The sequence below is a fragment of the Pajaroellobacter abortibovis genome (assembly GCF_001931505.1).
Taxonomy (GTDB): Bacteria; Myxococcota_A; Polyangia; order Polyangiales; family Polyangiaceae; genus Pajaroellobacter; species Pajaroellobacter abortibovis.
Genome location: NZ_CP016908.1, coordinates 1,344,275 through 1,364,857 on the forward strand (window position 1 = coordinate 1,344,275; position 20,583 = coordinate 1,364,857).

Here is a 20,583-nt window from a genome sequence, read left to right on the forward strand (position 1 = left end):
ACGCCCCCTTTCCGTTTTCGCATGCGACCCGTTTTCCTAGGTTGCTCTTACAAGACAAGGTGGTTGTTGTTGTTTGTAGCCGTCTCTTCTCCTGCCTCTCCTGAAATGGCCGAACTCCACAATCCTTCTTCCGTTCCTCCTCTTCATGAAGAGGCAGAGATCGTCCCTGGTCATCAAGGTCATGTGGGAGCGTGGTTAATAGCAGGACCTTATTCCGTCCCTTCTCTTCCCCTTGAACTTCAATCCAATCCAATAACGTATGAGCCTTTCGCTGTTCTCCTAGAAAACAGCGAGCAAGTTCCCTCCACCCTATGGAAACCCATTTTCACTTCAAAAGGGGCCCTTCGGCTGAATGCAACATGGAAGGGGGCACCCAAAGGGACACTAGCCTACCTAGGGGGCGTGCTCCGGCTCCATCATTCTCAACGCATACTCCTTCTCATAGGTGTTAATGGGCCATTGACATCGTGGGTAGATCAGCAAGTCGTCCACGAAATCAGGCAAGTATCTTCATTCCATGAAGATGAATTTCTAGTATCTCTCGATTTAAGCAAAGGAGATCACCCCATTCTTTTTAAACTCGAGAAGAGTCAAACGGAGTGGCTGTTTCGTATTCGCGTGATGGATGAACACCTATCTATCCCCGATCAGGTGTCACTTGTCCTTCCAGGCATTGGCTCTCAAGAGGCAGAGGCAATGGCAGAGGCAATGGCATCCATCTCCATCACAAGGCAAATGGAACATCGCTCCTACCATCCATTTGCAAGCATCCAATTCGAAGAGGGAACCCCTACAGGGATATCGCTTCAAGTAGAATACTCGATCTCCCAAGCCTTCCCCTCTTCTTCCCTCCAGCCATCCCATCCCCCTATCCCCACGCCATCTCAGAAAATACCTCAACAACCTCGTCAGAAATCAGTTGCGGTATTTCTTCCGGAATACGCACGGAAAGATCCTCTTATTGTTCCCCTTCCCCCGATTCAGGAAAGCGAGTTAGCGCAGTTTGAAGGGAAAAACTGGCAGATTGAAGTAAAATTAGGGGGACGAAGAGTGGAATCTCCATTTTATCCACGCGCCCTCGTGCGTCAAGTGATTGCGCGAGCGGATTCCGCCCTCGCTCGCCTGCAAGCCCACACCCCTCCCTCTTTTCAACCCGATGTTCTAGATAGTGTTCTTCTCCTCCGAGAGCGAGCGGCCCAGTGGGTAGCTCAAGGCGATGGGGACCTAGCCGCACAGGATCAAGAAATACGAGAACTGGATAGAGAACTGAGCGACTTGGAAAAAGGTATTAACCCTTACTCCTATCGGACAGGAGTCCTTCGAAGAGCATACCGCTCTCCCCTCGATGAACAACTCTCCGAGTATGGGCTATACGTTCCTTCTACTTTCGCTCCAGGAAAAAAGCGTCTCTATCCATTAATTGTAGCACTTCACGGGCTCAACGGACGTCCCCTCGCTATGCTCCGCTCTTTGCTAGGATTTCCCCCTTCTCATCAAGGTCAAGAGTGGGAAGACAGACATCTGGAGAATCCACCCACCCTGGATGCATTTGTCCTTGTTCCCAGTGGAAGAGGGAACAGCATGTACAGAGAGATGGGAGAAGAAGATGTTATGCACGCCATCCACCTGGTGACTTCACAGTATCCTATTGATCTTTCACGCATCAGTATGACAGGAGTCTCGATGGGAGGCACGGGGTCCACTGCCATCGCTTTCCGACATCCCGATCACTTTGCAGCCATCGCTGCTCTATGCGGATACCACAGTTATTTCGTACGTCAAGACATGGCTGGAAAAGCATTAAAGCCTTGGGAACAGTTTCTGGCTGAAGAACGTTCCCCAACGGAATGGGCATGGAACGGGTTGGGGATTCCTTTATGGGTCGTGCATGGAATACAGGACAAACCCGAATCCAACAGCAATGTCCTCATCGAACGATATCAAAAACTCCATTACCCCCTTCGGCATCACCACCCCTTCCTGGGACACAATGTCTGGGATTGGACATATCAACAACAGAAAGGAGCAAAATGGCTCCTCTCTCACAAGAAAATCAGGCATCCCAAGCACGTGCGCTTTCGTACAGCCCGTTTGCGGACCGATCAGAGCCACTGGCTCCGTATTCATGAATTAAAACAGCCCGGATTGTGGGGAGAAGTGGATGCTACGATTCGCTCCCCAGTTTCAATCGCTATCCAAGCAACTGGGGTTGCAGCAATTAGTATCGATCGAGATCCCTTGTTATTGAGCCACAAACTTCCGATTCAAGTCTCCATCCAAGGGTCCACGCTGCAATTTCCTCCTGACGAGCCGATCCATATGCACCAGGTCAATCATCAGTGGTTCAAAGGAAAAGCAGAACGACCCTTGCTCTGGAAAAAGAAAGGACTGAGCGGCCCTTTTCGGGATATTTTTCATGAGCCGCTTCTTTTCGTGTACGGCGCTTCCATCCCTGAACAAGCCTCCATCCATCGAGAGATTGCTCAAGCTTTTGCATCTGTACGCGGGGGCGTCACGACGCGCTACCCTATTCTCAGCGATACGGAATTTTTTGAACGCAAAGAGCCGCTCGCAAATTCCCGCTGCCTTTTCCTAATTGGAAACAGTGCAAGCAACCGCGTTGTGCGCGCACTCGAATTCGAACTGCCCATTCGCATCGTTCAAAACGCTATTTTCCTCGGAGAGCAGAGGATCACCGGCAATCAACTCGGCGCAGCCTTCATTTTCCCAAATCCTGCCAAGCCCGATCGCTACATCGCAATCGTTGAAGGGGTAACCGCTGTGGGCGCCTGGCGCTCCCTTTCCCTACCGGACATCCTGCCTGACTTCATTATTTATGACGAACAGATTGCATCAGCCAAAGGGCAAATTGTCCTCGGTAACAGCCAGGTTAAAGCAGCAGGTTTCTTCGAGAACAATTGGTCCCTACAACGATAGAAGAATTCTCCGAGTCGCGGAGCATGGATAGAGGAAATATCTTCATGAGCCTTGTGTGAGTTCAACAGGGAGGAGGAGGGGTACCCATTCTCTGCACCCATAGGCCCATGAGTTGTCCATCGATGGAGGAGTACCTTCTTTTGCTTCTTTTTCATCCTGGATCTGCCGGACTAGCATGGAAACGGTGACGAGCAGAATGGCATTAGACAGCTTTTTCCAATGCTCTTCCATTTGAACCTACGTCCAATTCGAGGAGCTCTTGTTCGGCCTCCCTGAGGTTGTGCGCTGCTATGTAGTCGTGCAAAAAATACTTGTCTTAGATTGTGCAATTGCTGAGATGGGGCATACCAACTTTAGCTCCAGCTTTGTGATGGAGATGCAGGGGATGCATCTCTTTCTCTAGTTGTTTTTAGAACCAAGTGCGATGTTCTGTATGTGTGAAAAGGAGGCGACGTACATCACCAGAGCCTGGACATGTTCTCAGAAGCACCCGTTTATTTTCTTGCTTGGCTTGCATGGGATAGGGGGAGAACCTTGTTGAGAAGAAGGTAATGAGTAAGGCCAATGCTTTAAATGAGGCGCAAAGAATGATGGGGTTGGGGATAGTTTTTTGTATGGGCTGTAGCTAGAGGATAGAAGGGGAAGAGGAGCAAGTGGAGGCCAGCATGTCCACTTCTGCCATGAATGGTAGGAAGCCTCCACTAGGTTTCTCCAGTTATCGTATCTACTGTAATCCCCTCTTACGCGGTTTGTCCCTAGCCGAGATGGTTGCTAAGGAATGCACTCTAGTCTACTCGACCACAGAGATAAACTCCTTGAGTTTAGCTAGAAATAACTTAATTACCGACAACTTCGAGGCTCTTACCAATACCTCTATCAAGAACTTGAACTTGAACAACTCCAGAGTCTCCCTCGACAACCTGCGCATCCTGGCAAATTCAGACAATCCTCTTCTCAAGTTCCTCAAAGCTATCAAGCTCAATGCCCTTCTTGGCTACATACAATATGGAAAATAGTGAAAAGAAATGGAGCTCAGATGAAAGAACAGCTTTTGAGCTGATAGCCAAGCCTCGTCCCCAAAAGCTCAAAGAAAAGATCAGGGGCCATTTCTGGATTACCTGTGACTTTTCCGAATGGGATGACAAGCGGGCACAATTGTGCAAAGCCCTCAAAAAAATTGGCAATAGCGTAAGTAACCTGCCCTTCGTTTTACACTTCGAGCACTTTCAAGACTCTGCACGAGATAAAGAGCTCAAGGAGCTTCTGCAAATCAAAGTCTACAAGCTTGTCTTAGCAAGTGTTCCCCCTGAGCGAGTTGATCTTTTTACACGATCGAGTAAGAGTGTATGGCAAACCACAGTGAAAGAACTGATGGTCTATCATCTGGATAAAGAGCAAAAAGGCATTGATAGCGAAGAAACTCGCAAGCTGCTAGCCGCTTTCCCTAACCTAGAAGTGGTCCGCATCAGCAGCATATGGAAGGATTCAAACAATAAAAAACTCTCGATAGGCGCTGGAAGGAACGGGAATACCCCTCATATGAATGACGGAACATTGGAGGTTTCTGCAGAGAAAAACCAACTCAATTTTCGCGAGCTTTATCTAAGAGGATGGTGTCTTACTGATTACGAGGCATGCCCTTTGCTGAAACCTAACCAAATGCTTAAGCGCTTTGAACTTAAGGGGTCTAGGTTTACAGGGCAACTTCTCTACTTCATTCTGAGATTGAAGAATCCCGAATACATTTGGCTTGACGATACATTCATGAACTTCGATAATTGCCTAATTCGTTCTTTCAAAACTGCCTCACCTTAAACACATCGCATTAAGTTTGGCAAGCGATAGTAGAGAAGCATCGGAAGAATAAAAGTAGAAATGGAAGGAAAAATAAAAAACTTTATGCAGGCGCATCCAGACCTCGAAACATTTTCCTTTCGAGGGGGCAATATGTTTACAAGATGCCTATATGATCAAAACGGCGCATTCTCTTCCGCTTCCGTGAGAGGATTCGGTTCCTGAGAAAACCCCATGGAAAACTGTAAAAATAAGTCGGTAGGGGTGAGTGACCGGCAGAGCAAGTGGAGCGCACTACCAGTCAGCAGAACAGCGAGGGGGAGCTGTACTTCTTCTTCAAGAATAAAACCTCCTCTGAAGTTAGCTTACGCCACTCTCCAGGCTGGAGGCCTCCTGCACTGATTCCCGCAAATGACAGCCGAGTGAGGTGTATGACCAGAAATCCCGTGGCTTTTCCCATACGGTGGATCTGCCGATTCCGCCCTTCCGTCAAAGTGAGCAAAAACCAGGTTTTCCTTTCCCCATACCGCACATGAGAAACTTTCGCAGGGTGAGTGATCCCATCTTCCAAACGGACTCCACGGCACCACTTTTCGAGATCCTGTTCTTTCATATGCCCATGAACTTTAACGCGATACACCTTCGGAACGGCTTGTCGGGGATGGAGTAAACGATAAGCAAAATCTCCGTCATTGGTTGCAAGCAGCACCCCACTTGTCGTGTAATCGAGTCGTCCTATTGGATAAGCACGCGCACCAACCTGACTCAACAGGTCAGCCACAGTAGGACGACCTTGCGGGTCGTGCATTGTGGCTACAACCCCCCTGGGTTTATAGAGAACAAGATAGACTTGCTGTTCCGCCTGAACCTGTTGACCATCGACTTCAATCCGAGCATATCGCGCATCCACCTTAATACCGAGCTCGTTCACAAGGGAGCCATTGACTCGTACTCTTCCGGAGCGAATCAAAAGCTCAGCATGACGCCGAGATGCTATCCCCCCTCGAGCCAATATTTTCTGGAGTCGCTCTACCATCATAGTGAAATATTTTTTCGCCCCTTCTCAAAGCACTAGCTCACCCAAGCGAGCTGTTGTAACAAAACAACCATGCAACATATCGAAAAACCGTGGGGATATGAATTAATTTGGGCAAGCACAAAGCATTACGTAGGAAAAATCCTTCATATTCGAGCTGGTCATTGCTTGTCTAGACAGTACCATAATCGAAAAGAAGAGACTTTTCTCGTGCAACAAGGGGAGATGGATCTAGAGATCGGACAAGGATCTGAACTCAAAATCATTTCCATGAAAGCGCTCGACCGCTTTCACTGCCCCCCCAAAACCATTCACAGGATGATCGCACGGACGGATGTAGATGTAATCGAAGTTTCAACGCACGAGCTAGATGATGTGGTCCGTCTCGAAGACCGCTACGGCCGCAGCTCTTCCTAGCTTTCTTCCCGATCGCTTATCTCCCCTTATCAACCGAAACCAGCTCGACGGACCGAACGACCGACTTTCCCTTCCATCCCAAGCGCAAATAGATCGGATTGCTCAAGGATGAACAGATCCCCTCCCGCAACGCGCGTATAGAGGAGCGCCCCTTCTCGACGCAGAGCTACAATTCGCCCCACCACCAGAGGAGCCCCCTGCCGTCCAGCATACAGAGTCAAGTGTGTCCCCTCTGGAAGGACATCCCAGCCCTCTTCATCCACCGCGGTGTTGAATTTCTTTAAAATCGCTTCAAGATGTTCCGTAATCATAAGCCCACCGTTTTTTTGAGTGATTCCCTATACCTATAAGCCTACAGGTTACTGTTTTTCTTCGCACAATCGATGTGCCACTCCTCTTAAGGGGAGAAAGGTATACCCCGATTTTTGGATCCTATGAAACGTCTCCTTGAAAATCTGACGTTTGAGTTGCCAGTCGATTCGAAGATCAGGCTGATAGCTGGCAAGAGACTTCAACCCATCCGATTGATCAAGCAGATCAATGCCATGGAACTCCAAATTGATCACGGGCTCACCTAGACACATGCTGGTCAAAAGACCAGCCACATTCTTCCCTATTTTCGGCCCTCCCAATACCAAAGAAGTTCCAAAATAGGGGAGACGGAGAAAGGGAGTGACTTGAATAGGGAGTTCCAGAATCCCGTCCCCTCGCTTCCAATAGGGCTTCCCAACGCGATAGGGCCTCCTCGGAGAGCAGAGAACAAATGGGGTATCCAAGATTGTGCGACTCAAACGGCCTCGCAGTTTCATCCACCCAAGGACAGCCGCTTTCACCCCATAATAAGAAGGACAAGGGAATACAGAGGAATCATAAAGAAGCCCTTCGTCTTCGAGCACACGGTACACCGAATCCGTAATGGTATATCCAGGGGAACGGAAGCCTACTGGCCTTTCCCCTATCACCTGCTCAATTGCAGAGGATCCCCCTCGAATCTGAGCAAGCACCTCCTCTCGAGAGAGTCGAGTCAGGCAATAGAGATGATCAAGGGTATGGTTAGCAATCTCGTGCCCTTCTTCATGGGCGAGACGAATGGCCATTGCATTTTTATCAAGTGTCAGATTGGCACCAACAGCAAAAAAGGTACAAGGGATGTCCAATTCCTCGGCAAGCGCTCGCCAACGCATGAGTCCTTTCTCATAGACAGCATGAGCGTTGAACTCCTCACATGAAGGGATCCCGTGGATCCCTTCATAGTGAACGATCTCATCCAGATCAATACCGACAGCACAAAGACGCATCAATCGACAACGACAACAAGGGAATTTATATTAGCTTAGCAACCTCTTCTACAAAGTCATCTGCCTTCCTTTCAATCCCTTCTCCCAGCTCATAGCGAAGGAACTGATGGATTGTGACGGGCCCGTCAAGATTCTTCTCGAGCTTCTCCTTAACTTGACGAACCGTCTGACTGGACTTGATAATGCTGTCCTGACTAAGCAGGCTCATCTCTGCAAGCCACTTGGTCATCTTCCCCTGGACGACCTTCGGCCATTTGTCTTCATCTTGAACCTCTGTCTTGATCTGCTCCAAAAAGATCTCCCGCTGTTTATATATCGATTTTAGATCGATCCCATCTTGATCGATCGCAAGAGGATTCATGGAAGCGATTTGCATCGCGACGTGATCCGCAAAAGAGAGGAACTCTTCATGCGTTGCAGCTTCAGGGCTAGGAGCTTCTACATGAAGAAGGACACCGATGCGTCCCCCACCATGCACATAAGCATAAATGTATCCCCCTGCTGCTTCCGTACGGAAAGAATGCCAGCGGCGGATCACCACATTTTCCCCTGTATCCGCGATCATCTTTTGACGCGCATCGGCTAGGACCTTGCCATCCCCCCACGGCTGGGATTCTAAGTCATCCTGAAGATTTAGGCGCCCTGCAATATCCACAACCTTCTGAACAAATTCCACAAATGCGGGGCTTCGCGCCACGAAGTCTGTCTGACAATTCACTTCAAGGAGAACACCGCGTTTGTGATCCTGAGAAACAAAAGCACTCACTTGCCCTTCTGCGGCGATTCGCCCAGCACGGGATGCAGCCTTAACAATCCCTTTCTTTAAAATGATCTCGACAGCTTTATCGATATCCCCTTCTGCTTCGATCAGCGCATTTTTGCAATCGCTCATCCCCGCGCCAGTTCGTTCGCGGAGCTCTTTTAAGGCAGCAGTATTGATTCGTGGCTGTGACATAGTATCTCCCTTTTCGTTTCTTGGATAAGGTTCGATCGTTTGACGTAATATCGCGATTTAGGCAGTTCTTTCTCGGTTAACCAGCTGAACAGAAGGGATCCCCTCTGCTCGTGCGCAACCTTTCTGCTCTCCATGCACCCCGCGATCTGCGCCTTCCTCGCGATTCAATGTGTCCTTTCGCTGCTGCGTGCCTGCAAGGATCGCATCGGTAAGACAAGAGGTAATCAGTTTGATTGAACGGATTGCATCATCATTGCCCGGAATCATCCAATCGATCTGATCTGGATTGCAGTTGGTATCGGTGATCGCAACAACAGGAATGCACATTTTTTTTGCTTCTCTCACCGCATTCTGCTCGAGAGCAGGGTCAATCACAAACAATGCATGCGGCAAGGAGCCCATGTTCTTGAGGCCCCCCAAGTATTTCTCAAATCTCTCTCTCTCTTTCTCTAAACGGGAGACCTCCTTTTTGGAGAACTGTTGATATGTACCATCTTCCTTCATGCGCTCTAATTGACGATGTCGCTCGAGCCCTTGCTTGATCGTCCAGAAGTTGGTCAGCGTTCCTCCTAGCCACCGATGGACCACAAATGAAGAGCCAGAGCGGATCGCTTCCTCTTGAATGATTTCCTGCGCTTGTTTTTTCGTTCCCACCATAAGTACATGGCCTCCACGGGCAACGGTCTCTTCGAGAAAGGCAAATGCACGGGCCAAAAGGTAGGCGGTTTGATCCAAGTCCAAGATATGGACGCCGTTGCGAACCCCATAGATAAAGGGTGCCATTTTAGGATTCCACCGTTTGGTTTGATGGCCAAAATGAACACCCGCATCCAGCAAAGCTTGGATAGAAAGCGGGAGTTGAGGGGGTTCAGAAGTGTGAAGAGGTGATGTTTCTACAGATTCGGTCATGGGCGCGCAGTTCCTTTCGGTTAAACCTCCGCCTTCTGCTGCAGCCAGCAAATCTCATCAAATGAGGGTTGCACCGAGCCACAACGATGCGCATCAAGGCGTGTGGATTGAATTGAGAGTATGAAGCAAAAATACTCTTTCTCTTTATGCTATTCTAGCGATTTAGAAAAGATCAAAAGAGCGGGTGGGGAGCTAAAGAAGGGATAGACTCTTCCCGTTGGAGGGAATTAAGCAGAGAAATCTCCTTCTTGAAAGGAATGTTGGGATCGCGAGGAGCTGTCTCCAAAACGGCTGGGAGATGGTTAAATCGATCATCGCGACCAAGCCTCCAGAAAAGAGGTAACCCGAGATGCCCCTTTCCGATATTCTCGTGTCGATCTACCCGCGACCCTAGAGGTTTTTTGGAATCATTAAGATGGAAAGCGCAAAGAGAAGCGAGCCCCACAACACGATTAAATTCATCAAAAGTGGCCTGATAACCCTCTGCCGTAGACAAATCATACCCAGCCGCAAATGCATGCTGCGTATCAAAACAGATTCCGATTCGATCACGCCATGAAACCCTCTCAAGTATCTGAGCGAGCTCTTCAAAACGATGACCGAGACAGGTCCCTTGACCTGCTGTATTTTCAAGCAAAAGGCGAACGTTAAGGCATGTAACATGCCCCTCTATTTGATTGAGGGCTGCAGCAACACGCGCTACTCCGGCTTGAATCCCCAATCCCATGTGAGCTCCTGGATGCAACACGACAAAATGGATACCAAGCGCCTCAGAACGGATCATCTCCGCGATCAAAGCTTTTTGGGATCGCTCCCATACGTCTTCTTTTTGAGCAGCCAAATTGATCAAATAGTTAGCGTGCGTCAGCAAAGGGAGAGCCCCCATCTTTTTATGTTCACTTCGAAAGAGAGCAATTTTCTTTTCTCCTAGAGAAGGCTCCCTCCACGAGTTCGAATTCTTCGTGAAGAGTTGAATCGCCTGACACGCATCCACGCGACCCCGCTCCAATGCGCATACAACCCCACCTTCAATTGATTCATGAGCTCCAAAAAGCATAATTGTTGACCCTTTCTTCACCAAAACTCCACAATACTTCTTTACTCACTTTTTCTACTTTTTCATCTGACTCAAGCATTTTAGAGACATCTCTTTATTAAAAATGATCGGATCGAATCTCACCGATCCCATTTCCACTGTTAGTCACCATGCCCCCTCCACGAATCCCTCTTTGTGCTCTTTCGCAATTCTCCAGAACCCGCCATTTCTCTACTCCAACAGATCTGTCACAAACAACTTCTAGACTACACATACGTCCAAAATGCCTCAGAAGACTTCACTCAGATCGTCCCGACCAAATACCAAGCAGATTTCGCCACGCTCCTTCACGATCGAGCTTACACCCCAATCCATGCTATCATTGTCGAAGTCCAACTTCTACCGCGACCCTAACAAACGCTTTTCCTGGTCCGCTTATCTCATCAACCCCCGCGCCCATTTCCACTGTCCCACTTCCCTACTGGTCATCGCCCCCCCAACTCCACTCGCCCAGTGGTGCAACGTATCGATCCATATGGGACATCCTAACTTTATCTTTTCACCCATTGTCCTAGACCCCTATCTCATTCCGTCTACCACTCATCCGTCAGATACTGATAAGGCTCCAGGACTTGCTGTCCTTCCCTCCATGATCCATGGCCACCTCGACATCGCTCTTGCTTCCCTTGCCGCCATCAAAAACATCGACGAGGAACGGAGCCGACTGTATGCTGACTCTTATTCTGGCTCCCCTCAATCAACACGCTCAACTTGCACTGGAGACAATTACGAACTCAGGACAGTACCAACACCAAAGCGAATTCGCAAAATGCCTCTTCTCAAAAGGAAAAATCGAAAGCCAAAAACAAAGAAGAGCAGAAGGAGAGGTATCCCCCAACACCTCCAAAATCATATCCTCCATTGCCCTAACCTCGATCAGCTTGACCACTAGCTACAACGCGCCTTCCTCATCCACCCCCCACCAACCTCCCCGAAGAGATCGGTTAAACAGTATCTGAGGATTTTGATGAGTCAGCAAAGGACGCGAATACACTCTCAAAAGTGAGCTCGGAGTCTACGGCTACGGGATAGTCAAAAGGAAGGGGGAGGGCTTTGAGCTGGGTTGCTTTACGGCCTGCCAGATGGAGAGCTTGATGGAGAAAGGCCGAAGACGAGGGTAACAGATAGTGCAGTGGTGAAGACATACCAGCAGTTAGCCCTCTGCCCCCAACTGAGCAAGAGAAGCAGCTAACCTTGGAATCCTGTGTTGCAGAAAGCCGCTCTTTCTTGGTCGTTAAATAGACAGGAGGATCGAGTACAATGAGGTCAAATTGGCCTTTCTTCATACGCATCCTAGCTAACTAAGCAAATACGTCCTCTGCGTAAAACGAATGGCGATCACACAGCACACCTAACCTTTCCAACTGCTGATATCCTCGCTCTAAAACCGAGGCAGAGGCATCTACACTGACCGTGCACTCTACTCCCCCCAAGGGAAAAGCAAGGGTGAAACCACAGGTATAGGCAAATAGATTGAGTACTAAGCGCCCCTGAGCGAGCTCATGCACCCGCTGTCGACTTAGCCGCTGGTCTAAAAATAAGTCTGTTGATAATCCATCCCGAAGATAAACCTGATGAGGAATTCCCCCTTCCATGATTATCAGCTCTTTTGCTGCAGCCCCTGTTCCCATAAACGTGAGGAGCATAGGCATCGATCTCGCCTCCCTGGATCCAATTAGGCTGCTTAAGGCAGACCTTCAAACAGATCCCTTCAAAACCAAAAGAATAGAGCACATCAAGCACCTGCTCAAGACGACCTCCCCCCTCTTGCCAAATGCTTCCTCTTCTTTAACAAAGCCTCGGCAAGGCGTCCCCCTCTTCATGCACCAAACGGAAAGCATTGGTCTCTCCCCCCTTAGATCCATACACGGCCAAACGAAAACGGCGTTGGATCGCTTGGTCAAGCGCCTGCTTCAAAACTTCAAGATGATCGTAGATTCTGTCACCTCATGGACCATGGATAAGCCAATCTTCGAATTCAGGGGGGGCTATAAAAATCAGTGGTTTTCCCGTGATGGGATGTTCAATACAAAGGTGATACGCATGAAGCAAAAGCCGAGAAGCAAGACTACCCCCTACAGAGACGATCCCCCGCGACCGGGGCATCCCCCGACACGCTAACTGGACTCGCGCTTGATGTGTCCCTTCCGTCTCGCTGCAGAGCGTTAAAAGGGTATGATTGTTAATCATTTTGGTTAGCTGCACCCGTGTGACAGCAAGTTGCCCCCCTTTGCTTCCTTGTTTGACAACCCGCATCTCCCCCTTTTGATCCAGAGCAGAGAATATCCCTCGAAATGGCCTTCTGTACATCCCTGGGCCAACCGACCACACCCACAAGATATCCCTTACGAACGGTACGTCTTTCCAACTAACAGGCGAAAGAGGGATTAGCCGGCTTTGAGTGGGTCACCACTAGCAACCCCGACATATTTTGATCGAGCCGCTGGTGAACACTGAGGTAAGGTTCCGTCTCACCCTTCTCGATCAAATAGGCTCGCAGCAGGGATACCACATTATCCGGATAAGCCAAATCCGCAGGGAGCGTAGATCCCAAAAGGATATGATTTTCATTCACCAACATAACACACGTTTTCAACACATCTCTCTTTCGAGAATCTTTTTTCAATCCTCCAACAAATATTTCTTCTTTAGGTGCATCAACGCACAGACTTAGCTCCTTTAATTCCGCATTGCAGATATCTACAGTTTCCTTTTTTTCTAAAAGAGAACACATAAAAACCAATGCGATTTTAATTTCATATGATTCGCCAGAATAGCTATTATATCCTATTTCGCATTTCGCATACCGAAAAATAAATCTCTTCCTCATTTAGATCCAAAAGTAAGATATTCTAAAATTAACAAGTCGTCTTAAAAAAGCAAGTCGTCTATGCAAGGTTATGATCCAAAAGAAATGGATTCTATATCACCCATTATAGGATCATTTTCACAATGATTTTTTAGATCAATCTTTGAGGTTATTAACCTCAATAGATCTTTGCTCAGGAGCTTTAAACTGTATGTTTTTTCCTTTCTTATAGAAAGATGTGTCAACTTTCCAAAAATTCCACCTAAATCACCGATTTGACCGAAGACAAGTGGATTCTCTAATCAAAGAGATGTAACAGCGGGGATCGCATTAAAAAGTAATTTTACTTTCCTAGTAATCCAAGAAGAACCAGCTAATGTTAATTCTGACGAACTTTTTAATGTAGGGAATCCATCCAAGTCACTCTCTGCAGTGCACTTTAATTTCTCCAATTTCAAAGAAATAAGATTATGAGTCTGCTTGAGAAGCAATTTTACTTTTTGAGCACTCCAAGAAAAATCCTTTGGTGTCAATTTCTTTAGCCTACCTAAAATAGAGAATCCTTCGCTGGCTTACTCAGTATTAGGCATATCTCCCAGGCAAAGTGCTTCAGCATATGTGAGAGTGTTTCGTCTTTTTAATTCTTCTTCAGTAATATGTATAGTAAAATCATCAAACGTGTTTTCCTCAGCTATACTGGAAGAAAACTGAGAAGCTAGTTTTCCGGATATAAAAGTTCTTTTATCCACTGCCTAGAGCAGCAATAAGCTTCTGCTGCTCTTCTTCTCAACTTCTTGTTTCCTTCCATTTCACTGATTATCTCAATCCTATTTCTTCTTCCTTCGTAGAGAAACTCTGTTGAACCCCCTCTCCATTCTCACCTATGACCAAGCCATTCGAGGCTACAGCCTTCCATGGTTAGACTTAGACTGATTGATACCCTCGCACACTGATTACCCCCCTCCTTTTATTCTTTGGTAAGTTGTTTCCATACCTTTTTTACTTCATGCATTGTTCAACTCATCCTTTTATAGAGCAGATTCTTAATTATGAAGGAGCCGAACAATTATCCTAACAATGGACAGAAAACCACTGCTTTCTTCCCCTCCTCTACCGACACTGGCAGTTCCCCTACATGGAAATAGAAAGAAAGCTCCCTCTAGGTCAGTTAGGATTCCCGTATATCCCTATGTCGTCTTAGGCCGTCAAGACGGAAGACGCTTTCAGCAATACAGTGCCAACAATTAAGAACGACCGCCACCCTTGCCCTGCAGTGAAGAAGGATCGAAACGCAACGGACAATTCCACAAGCCAGCTAAGGATTCTGGTTCGTAGAGAAAAAGATAGGCACCCATGCTCGCCAACACTCGTTTGACATAATTTCTCGTCTCTTCGTATGGAATATGTTCAATCCATAAATCTGTGTCCAGAGGAAAATCCCTGCGAAGCCACTGGCCGACTGCATTCTCACCAGCATTGTACGATCCGATCATCAAGGCTAAGTGAGGTGTAAACGCTACTTTCAAATTTGCTAGATACCTAGCTCCCAATGCAATCGACACCTCCGGACGAAATAGGGTGGCTTCTTCTATCTTGACAGGCAGCTGAATTTCTTTAGCTATCTTCTGCGCGGTAGGCATGATAAATTGCATTAAGCCAAAGGCATCCGCAGGACTTTTGGCTTTCGGATTGAAGGAGGATTCCTCACGCATAATTGCCCAGATCCAGGCTGGCGGGATTTTCTGGTTTCTCGCCTCGCGTTCAACCCATTTTTGAAAGGCACGCGGGTAGGCCACTTCTCCATGGATTCGCCACCACCCCACAGGATAGTGCTGAAGATTGGCAAAAGAAGGAAGCGTTTTTAAAAGTTCATACCCGACTTCCGGCGCATAGGCTTGCATGTACAGTCGAATGGTGGATAAAAAGACCTCTGGATCGACAGTAGCAGAGAGAACACCTGCCCTGCTCCACTCATCTTGAGCAAGTTCTAGCTCCCCTACTTCCAGAAGCCGCATGGCACGCTGATAGGAAGGGAGGTCAAATTCAGGGTGAGACTTCGTTGGGAAAATGCCTACCCCCTCTTTCTGAAAAATGCGCTCAAGTGTGTGTTGTGCCCGTTCAGGAGAGTGGGCGGAGAGACGCGCATAGGCCTGCATCATCACATAGGAGAAGGGGTACTGGGAAATCACCTGTTCATAGCCAGTCCATGCCTTTTCCAGATTCCCTAGTTGTTCAGCAACACGCGCCATATAATAGTCCGCTCGTCCTATTTGTATCCAGTCTTTCCAAGAGACCCGAGGTTGGTTGGGATTCTCGATTTCTTTCAGACGCTGTAAAATGGGGAGCGCCTCGTTCCATTCCTTTGCGGCCAGATGAAACAGAGCAGCACGAAAAAGAGCCTCTCCTCTCATATCTCCGCGCGGATACGCCTCAGGAAGAGAAAGCATGAGAGACAGGAAAGATGCAGTATCTGCTTTCTCCAAAGCGACTAGCCCACGATAAAAACGGGCATCATCTGCATACGAATGGGTGGGAGCTAGTCGTTCGAGAGCCTCATACCGAACAGACGCTTCCTCCAACCTGCCGCTTCGACGGCTGGCCTTAGCACCTCCAAACAGAGCATCGATCTTCTCAGGGTACGGAGCACAGAGAGCGATCGCCCTACCCCATGCATCAGCTGTAACAGGATCTTTCATAGGTTTAGCGCGAGCCACTACTAGCGCCGCCCTACAAAGAAGAGGTGAGGACTTCTTTCCAGTACGGTTCTCTTTTAAAATCGATTCCCCCTCTTTGAGAGCGCGCTTATAATCCCCTGAATCCAACCATGCCCTAGCTCGCTGGACTCTCTCTTCCCATGTCCAACCTGCGCTCAACTTGATCCCCTTCTTTTTAAGGAGAGTCCATGCCTTCATCCGGACTGACATCATGCCAGAGGATTCTGCGAGAGAAGGAGCCTCTATCAGGACCTTCGAAGCATCATCAAAAACCTCACGAAGCGCAGCAAGCGAAGGGGACGAGTTCGCCTGCAATATCCCTTGGGCAAGAAAGGCATGCGCCTTGGATTTCTGCTGCCCAGAAGAGGAATGAGCAAGCACATCATGCCAAAGAGGGAGAGCAGAAGAGAAATCACCCCGCTTCTGCAATGATTCCGCCATGGCTATTTTGGCCTTCTGTAAGAGCCCAAGAGGTACATCTGCAATTGCTTTCACGTCGACAAAAGCAGCCCGAGCTTCTTTTATAGCGCCTGCCTGTGCATAGGCCTGACAGACTCTGACAAGAGCATAGTCTCGGAGAGAAGAGCAGGAAGCAGAGGACGGATCCACTCGACTCATCATGGCGATTTGAGAAAAAGCAAGCGCCGACTTCAGTGGATATCCCGCAAGAGCATACAGGCGCCCTAACCAATACTTCTCTGCACATCTGACTGGCCTCTCTTGGGAAGGATCTCCTTCCTGAATCCGCTCAAGAGCAAGCGCCGCTTGCTCAAATTCTCGCTTTTCCCAATGTTCCTTAACCTCCGCCAGCCCTGGATGATCGAGAGACCAATCCAAGGAAGGAAGAGGATAGGGAGAAGTAGTAACAGGAGGAAGATGCAGATGAAATTCGGGAGGAATGGAGGAAGGAGAGGGGGACACTAGAAGAGAGGCCTCCACCTTTTGGAGAGTTCTTTTACTTCCTGGATGACACGCCATCGCGCACAGACCCAGTCCCCAAATTATGCCTATCCGCTTCCATACGCCAACCATATCTATCCCGTCTGTCCTATCCTCTCTGCGTCGGATCGTTCCATATGTTATCCACAGACTTCGAAGAAGAAAAGCCTCTAGACAATCCAGAAAGCTAAATACAAAGCCACTCGTGCAAAGAATAGACATGTATCTCCGCATCATCTTTTACAGCTTCAAGTGCATCGCACGCTGCCAGTGCAGCAGCGATTGTAGTAAAATAAGGGATATTAGCAAGCAGCGTATACCTTCGAAGAGAGTAGCTATCCCGTACTTCTTTGGCACCTAAAGTTGTATTAATAACCAGCGCGATCTGGCCACTTTGAATCGCATCGAGGAGATGAGGTGAACCCTCATTCACCTTCCGAATCAACTCAACAGGGACACGGGCACGTTCCAGTGCAGCGCAGGTTCCTCGGGTTGCATAGATGTTGAAGCCTAACGCTCGAAGTCGACGTGCAATAATGCAGGCCACAGGCTTATCTTCATCTTTGACACTGATGAAAGCGACGCGGGGTTGATTGGGAGTAAGAGAGAGAGCAATTTCTAGACCAGAGGCCGACATGGCTTTCCCAAAAGCCCGAGCAAAGGTATTCGAGATCCCCATCACTTCCCCGGTCGATCTCATTTCAGGACCCAGGATAATATCCGTCCCGGAGAACTTAGCAAAGGGGAACACACTCTGCTTGACAGCCACATGCCTTGGCAAGGGGGTATCATGAATGCCGAGATCATCCAGGGTGCAGCCGACCATCAGCTTAGCAGCGATCTTCGCCAGAGGAAGTCCCGTCGCTTTGGACACAAAGGGGATGGTACGGCTAGCGCGGGGGTTGACCTCAAGGACATAAATCTTCCCCCCTTTGATAGCGAACTGAACGTTGACCAACCCGACTACCCCCAGTTCCAAAGCCAACATCCGAGATTGTTCTTCAAGAGATAGCACGATCTCAGGACTTAGTGAATAGGGAGGGATGACTACAGAAGAATCCCCCGAATGGATACCTGCCTCTTCAATATGCTGCAAGACCCCCCCGATGACAACTCGCTTGCAATCCGAAATGCAATCCACATCGACCTCGATGGCATCTCGCAAAAACTCATCGACCAGAATGGTAGAAGAACCCACATCGCGCGCGACTTCCACCGCATCACGCGCAAAATTGACTAGTTCCTCACGGGTGTAAGTAATCGTCATGGCTCGACCCCCAAGCACATAGCTAGGACGGACAAGAACGGGATAACCAATCGATTCCGCAACTTCCACTGCTTCTTGGACAGTACGGGCAATGCCATTGTTGGGACGATGCAACGACAACTTATTCAAGAGGGCTTCAAACCGCTCTCGATCTTCCGCTCGATCGATCGCATCCGCCCCTGTCCCCAATAGCTTTACCCCTCTCTTCTCAAGAGGAACAGCTAATTTGAGAGGGGTCTGCCCACCGAACTGGACGATCACCCCCTGCGGCTTTTCTTCTTCCAGGATCCCAAGAACGTCTTCCAAGCTCAAGGGCTCAAAATAGAGCCGGTCCGCAGTATCATAATCCGTGGAAACGGTCTCCGGATTGCAGTTGATCATAACCGTCTCAAACCCGAGCTCGCGAAGCGATTGGACAGCATGGACACAACAGTAATCAAATTCAATTCCTTGCCCAATACGGTTTGGACCCCCTCCTAGAATGACAATTTTCTTCTTATTGTCCTGGGGAGCAGCCTCACTTTCTGTCTCATAGGTAGAATATAAATAGGGAGTATGCGCAACGAATTCAGCAGCGCAGGTATCCACCTTATGGTAGACAGGGGTAATTCCCTGCTGTTTGCGAAGCGCTCGGATCTCCTCTTCATCCTTCTGAAGAAGAAGAGCGAGCTGGCGGTCAGAGAAACCCAAGCGCTTGCATTCCCGCATCCAGTACTCTGACAAAGAAGAGGCGCGAACACAGGCCTCCACTTCAATAATACGGCGGATCTGCTTAAGAAACCACGGGTCGATATGCGTCAGAGAGACTAGCTCCGCATCGGTGAATTCCATGCGCATGGCATCACCTACATAAAAGAGACGGCTCGCGCTCGGAATTGACACCAGCTCACGCAATCGCGCCTTCAGCTCCTCCTGTTTCTCTAAATGCTCAGAAGAAGGACTCTGTACATCCCCTGCTACTGCTGCATCCACAGCCCCCTTTTGCTCTTTAGGCGCAAATGAATTCCCCCACTCATTGAGAAGAGAAACCAGACCATCCTTTCCTATTTCAAGAGAACGAGCAGCCTTTTGCAAAGCTTCCGGGAACGTCCTCCCGATCCCCATCACTTCCCCCACACTCTTCATCTGTGTACCTAATGTTGTATCGGCTCCTGGGAATTTCTCAAAAGCGAACCGAGGCCATTTGACGACAACATAATCCAGTGTCGGCTCAAAGGCAGCACTGGTCTTCGTGATGTCGTTTTGCAATTCATCTAATGTAAAGCCTACCGCTAGCTTTGCAGCGATCTTGGCAACCGGATAACCTGTTGCCTTAGAAGCCAAAGCGCTAGAGCGCGACACCCGCGGATTCATCTCGATGACATGCATCAGACCATCATGAGGGGAAACAGCAAATTGGACATTCGCTCCACCGGATTCCAGCCCCACTTCTTTCACAATGGCAACCGCCGCATCCCGCAGCTTTTGGTATTCGCGATCCGTCAAGGTCATCGCAGGAACCACTGTAATGGAATCCCCTGTGTGCACGCCCATCGGGTCAAGGCTTTCAATGGTGCAAACAACAATGAAGTTGCCCGCTCGGTCACACATAACCTCCAATTCAAATTCCTTCCACCCGATCACACTCTCTTCCACTAAAAGCTGTGAAACAGGCGATTGCGAAAGCGCCCATTTCACTTTCTCTTCAAACTCCCCTCGATGCTGAACGATTCCTCCCCCACTCCCTCCCAACGTAAAGGAAGGGCGCAGGATCATCGGAAATCCTATTTCAGAAACTGCTGCACAAGCCTCCTGGAACGAGTGCACCACCATCGCCTTCGGGCAAGTTAACCCAATCTTTTCCATGGAAGCTTTAAAAAGGGCTCGGTCCTCCGCCTTTTCAATGGATTGAGGAGAAACCCCCAACATCTCGATGTAAAGATCTCTTAAGACCCCTTCTTTTTCCAGCTTGAGCGCAATATTCAAGGCGACCTGTCCTCCTAACGTCGGCAGCAACGCTTGGGGCCGCTCACGCTTCAAAATAGCGGTGACCACCTTCCAGTCCAACGCTTCAATATAGGTACGCTTGACCAACTCAGGATCCGTCATGATCGTTGCCGGATTGGAATTGACAAGGATCACCTCATAACCTTCTTCCCGAAGTGCTTTGACCCCTTGGGTACCGGAATAATCAAACTCACACGCCTGACCAATAATAATAGGACCCGCACCGAGAATAACGATCTTCTCAATTTCATTACGCCTTGGCATACCCCCTTGGAGTAGCAGCTCATCATCCAATTGGCTAGTACTCCTTCACAAAGATGGTGCAGTTACGCCCAATCACTACCCATTGAAAGAAGATTCAATAGGACTCCTCTGTTCTAAACAGCTTCAATCTTTTTAATGTCATCAAAAAGTTGGCGACAGACC

18 protein-coding genes are annotated in these 20,583 nt (G+C 48.7%); 4 read left to right on the forward strand and 14 right to left on the reverse strand.

Features of this window, described 5'->3' with window-relative positions:
• Positions 1–63 precede the first annotated feature (63 nt).
• The gene (locus BCY86_RS06735) at positions 64–2,937 is read left to right on the forward strand and encodes a carboxylesterase family protein (RefSeq protein WP_172824826.1); all 2,874 of its coding nucleotides are present in this window, start codon (positions 64–66) and stop codon (positions 2,935–2,937) included.
• Positions 2,938–2,979: 42 nt separating this feature from the next.
• Here BCY86_RS06735 and BCY86_RS06740 read toward each other — a convergent pair whose 3' ends face one another.
• A complete protein-coding gene (locus tag BCY86_RS06740; RefSeq protein WP_075277047.1) occupies positions 2,980–3,168 on the reverse strand; it encodes a hypothetical protein in 189 nt (62 codons plus the stop codon).
• Between the two features lie 750 nt (positions 3,169–3,918).
• On the opposite strand from BCY86_RS06740, the gene BCY86_RS06750 reads away from it, so the two are divergent.
• On the forward strand, positions 3,919–4,752 hold the full coding sequence (locus BCY86_RS06750) for a hypothetical protein (RefSeq protein WP_156865137.1): 834 nt from the start codon (positions 3,919–3,921) through the stop codon (positions 4,750–4,752).
• Between the two features lie 280 nt (positions 4,753–5,032).
• Here the strand turns inward: BCY86_RS06750 and BCY86_RS06755 are convergent, their stop codons facing one another.
• A complete protein-coding gene (locus BCY86_RS06755; protein WP_083604252.1) occupies positions 5,033–5,770 on the reverse strand; it encodes a pseudouridine synthase in 738 nt (245 codons plus the stop codon).
• A gap of 69 nt (positions 5,771–5,839) precedes the next feature.
• On the opposite strand from BCY86_RS06755, the gene BCY86_RS06760 reads away from it, so the two are divergent.
• Positions 5,840–6,184, forward strand: coding sequence for a cupin domain-containing protein (locus BCY86_RS06760; protein ID WP_075277050.1), 345 nt, complete (start codon positions 5,840–5,842; stop codon positions 6,182–6,184).
• 29 nt (positions 6,185–6,213) lie between these two features.
• On the opposite strand, the gene BCY86_RS06765 is transcribed toward BCY86_RS06760, so the two are convergent.
• The 5 genes from BCY86_RS06765 to BCY86_RS06785 all read right to left on the reverse strand — a co-directional run bounded on the left by BCY86_RS06765 (position 6,214) and on the right by BCY86_RS06785 (position 10,424).
• Positions 6,214–6,495, reverse strand: coding sequence for a hypothetical protein (locus BCY86_RS06765; protein ID WP_075277051.1), 282 nt, complete (start codon positions 6,493–6,495; stop codon positions 6,214–6,216).
• 48 nt (positions 6,496–6,543) lie between these two features.
• On the reverse strand, positions 6,544–7,482 hold the full coding sequence (locus BCY86_RS06770) for a polysaccharide deacetylase family protein (protein ID WP_075277052.1): 939 nt from the start codon (positions 7,480–7,482) through the stop codon (positions 6,544–6,546).
• A 25-nt stretch (positions 7,483–7,507) separates the two neighbouring features.
• The gene (tsf, locus tag BCY86_RS06775) at positions 7,508–8,437 is read right to left on the reverse strand and encodes a translation elongation factor Ts (RefSeq protein ID WP_075277053.1); all 930 of its coding nucleotides are present in this window, start codon (positions 8,435–8,437) and stop codon (positions 7,508–7,510) included.
• Positions 8,438–8,494: 57 nt separating this feature from the next.
• Positions 8,495–9,346: a 30S ribosomal protein S2 gene (gene rpsB, locus BCY86_RS06780; RefSeq protein WP_083604253.1), complete on the reverse strand. Its 852-nt coding sequence runs from the start codon at positions 9,344–9,346 to the stop codon at positions 8,495–8,497.
• Positions 9,347–9,518: 172 nt separating this feature from the next.
• Positions 9,519–10,424 carry a deoxyribonuclease IV gene (locus BCY86_RS06785; RefSeq protein ID WP_156865138.1) on the reverse strand — a complete coding sequence of 302 codons (906 nt, stop codon included), beginning with the start codon at positions 10,422–10,424 and terminating at the stop codon, positions 9,519–9,521.
• Between the two features lie 331 nt (positions 10,425–10,755).
• On the opposite strand from BCY86_RS06785, the gene BCY86_RS09860 reads away from it, so the two are divergent.
• Positions 10,756–11,334 carry a hypothetical protein gene (locus tag BCY86_RS09860; RefSeq protein WP_156865139.1) on the forward strand — a complete coding sequence of 193 codons (579 nt, stop codon included), beginning with the start codon at positions 10,756–10,758 and terminating at the stop codon, positions 11,332–11,334.
• 52 nt (positions 11,335–11,386) lie between these two features.
• Here BCY86_RS09860 and BCY86_RS06795 read toward each other — a convergent pair whose 3' ends face one another.
• From BCY86_RS06795 to carB, 7 genes are all read right to left on the reverse strand, one after another.
• A complete protein-coding gene (locus BCY86_RS06795; protein WP_075277056.1) occupies positions 11,387–11,728 on the reverse strand; it encodes a hypothetical protein in 342 nt (113 codons plus the stop codon).
• Positions 11,729–11,743: 15 nt separating this feature from the next.
• Positions 11,744–12,094: a class I SAM-dependent methyltransferase gene (locus BCY86_RS06800; protein WP_075277057.1), complete on the reverse strand. Its 351-nt coding sequence runs from the start codon at positions 12,092–12,094 to the stop codon at positions 11,744–11,746.
• 136 nt (positions 12,095–12,230) lie between these two features.
• Entirely contained in the window at positions 12,231–12,359 is a 129-nt protein-coding gene (locus BCY86_RS10545) for a hypothetical protein (protein ID WP_275935821.1), read from the reverse strand.
• Between the two features lie 30 nt (positions 12,360–12,389).
• A complete protein-coding gene (locus BCY86_RS06805; RefSeq protein ID WP_156865140.1) occupies positions 12,390–12,779 on the reverse strand; it encodes an RluA family pseudouridine synthase in 390 nt (129 codons plus the stop codon).
• A gap of 31 nt (positions 12,780–12,810) precedes the next feature.
• Positions 12,811–13,038 carry an RluA family pseudouridine synthase gene (locus tag BCY86_RS09865; protein WP_156865141.1) on the reverse strand — a complete coding sequence of 76 codons (228 nt, stop codon included), beginning with the start codon at positions 13,036–13,038 and terminating at the stop codon, positions 12,811–12,813.
• Positions 13,039–14,495: 1,457 nt separating this feature from the next.
• On the reverse strand, positions 14,496–17,126 hold the full coding sequence (locus BCY86_RS06820) for a lytic transglycosylase domain-containing protein (RefSeq protein ID WP_172824827.1): 2,631 nt from the start codon (positions 17,124–17,126) through the stop codon (positions 14,496–14,498).
• Positions 17,092–20,421 carry a carbamoyl-phosphate synthase large subunit gene (carB, locus tag BCY86_RS06825; protein ID WP_075277640.1) on the reverse strand — a complete coding sequence of 1,110 codons (3,330 nt, stop codon included), beginning with the start codon at positions 20,419–20,421 and terminating at the stop codon, positions 17,092–17,094. The genes BCY86_RS06820 and carB overlap by 35 nt, the downstream gene beginning before the upstream one ends.
• Between the last annotated feature and the right edge of the window lie 162 nt (positions 20,422–20,583).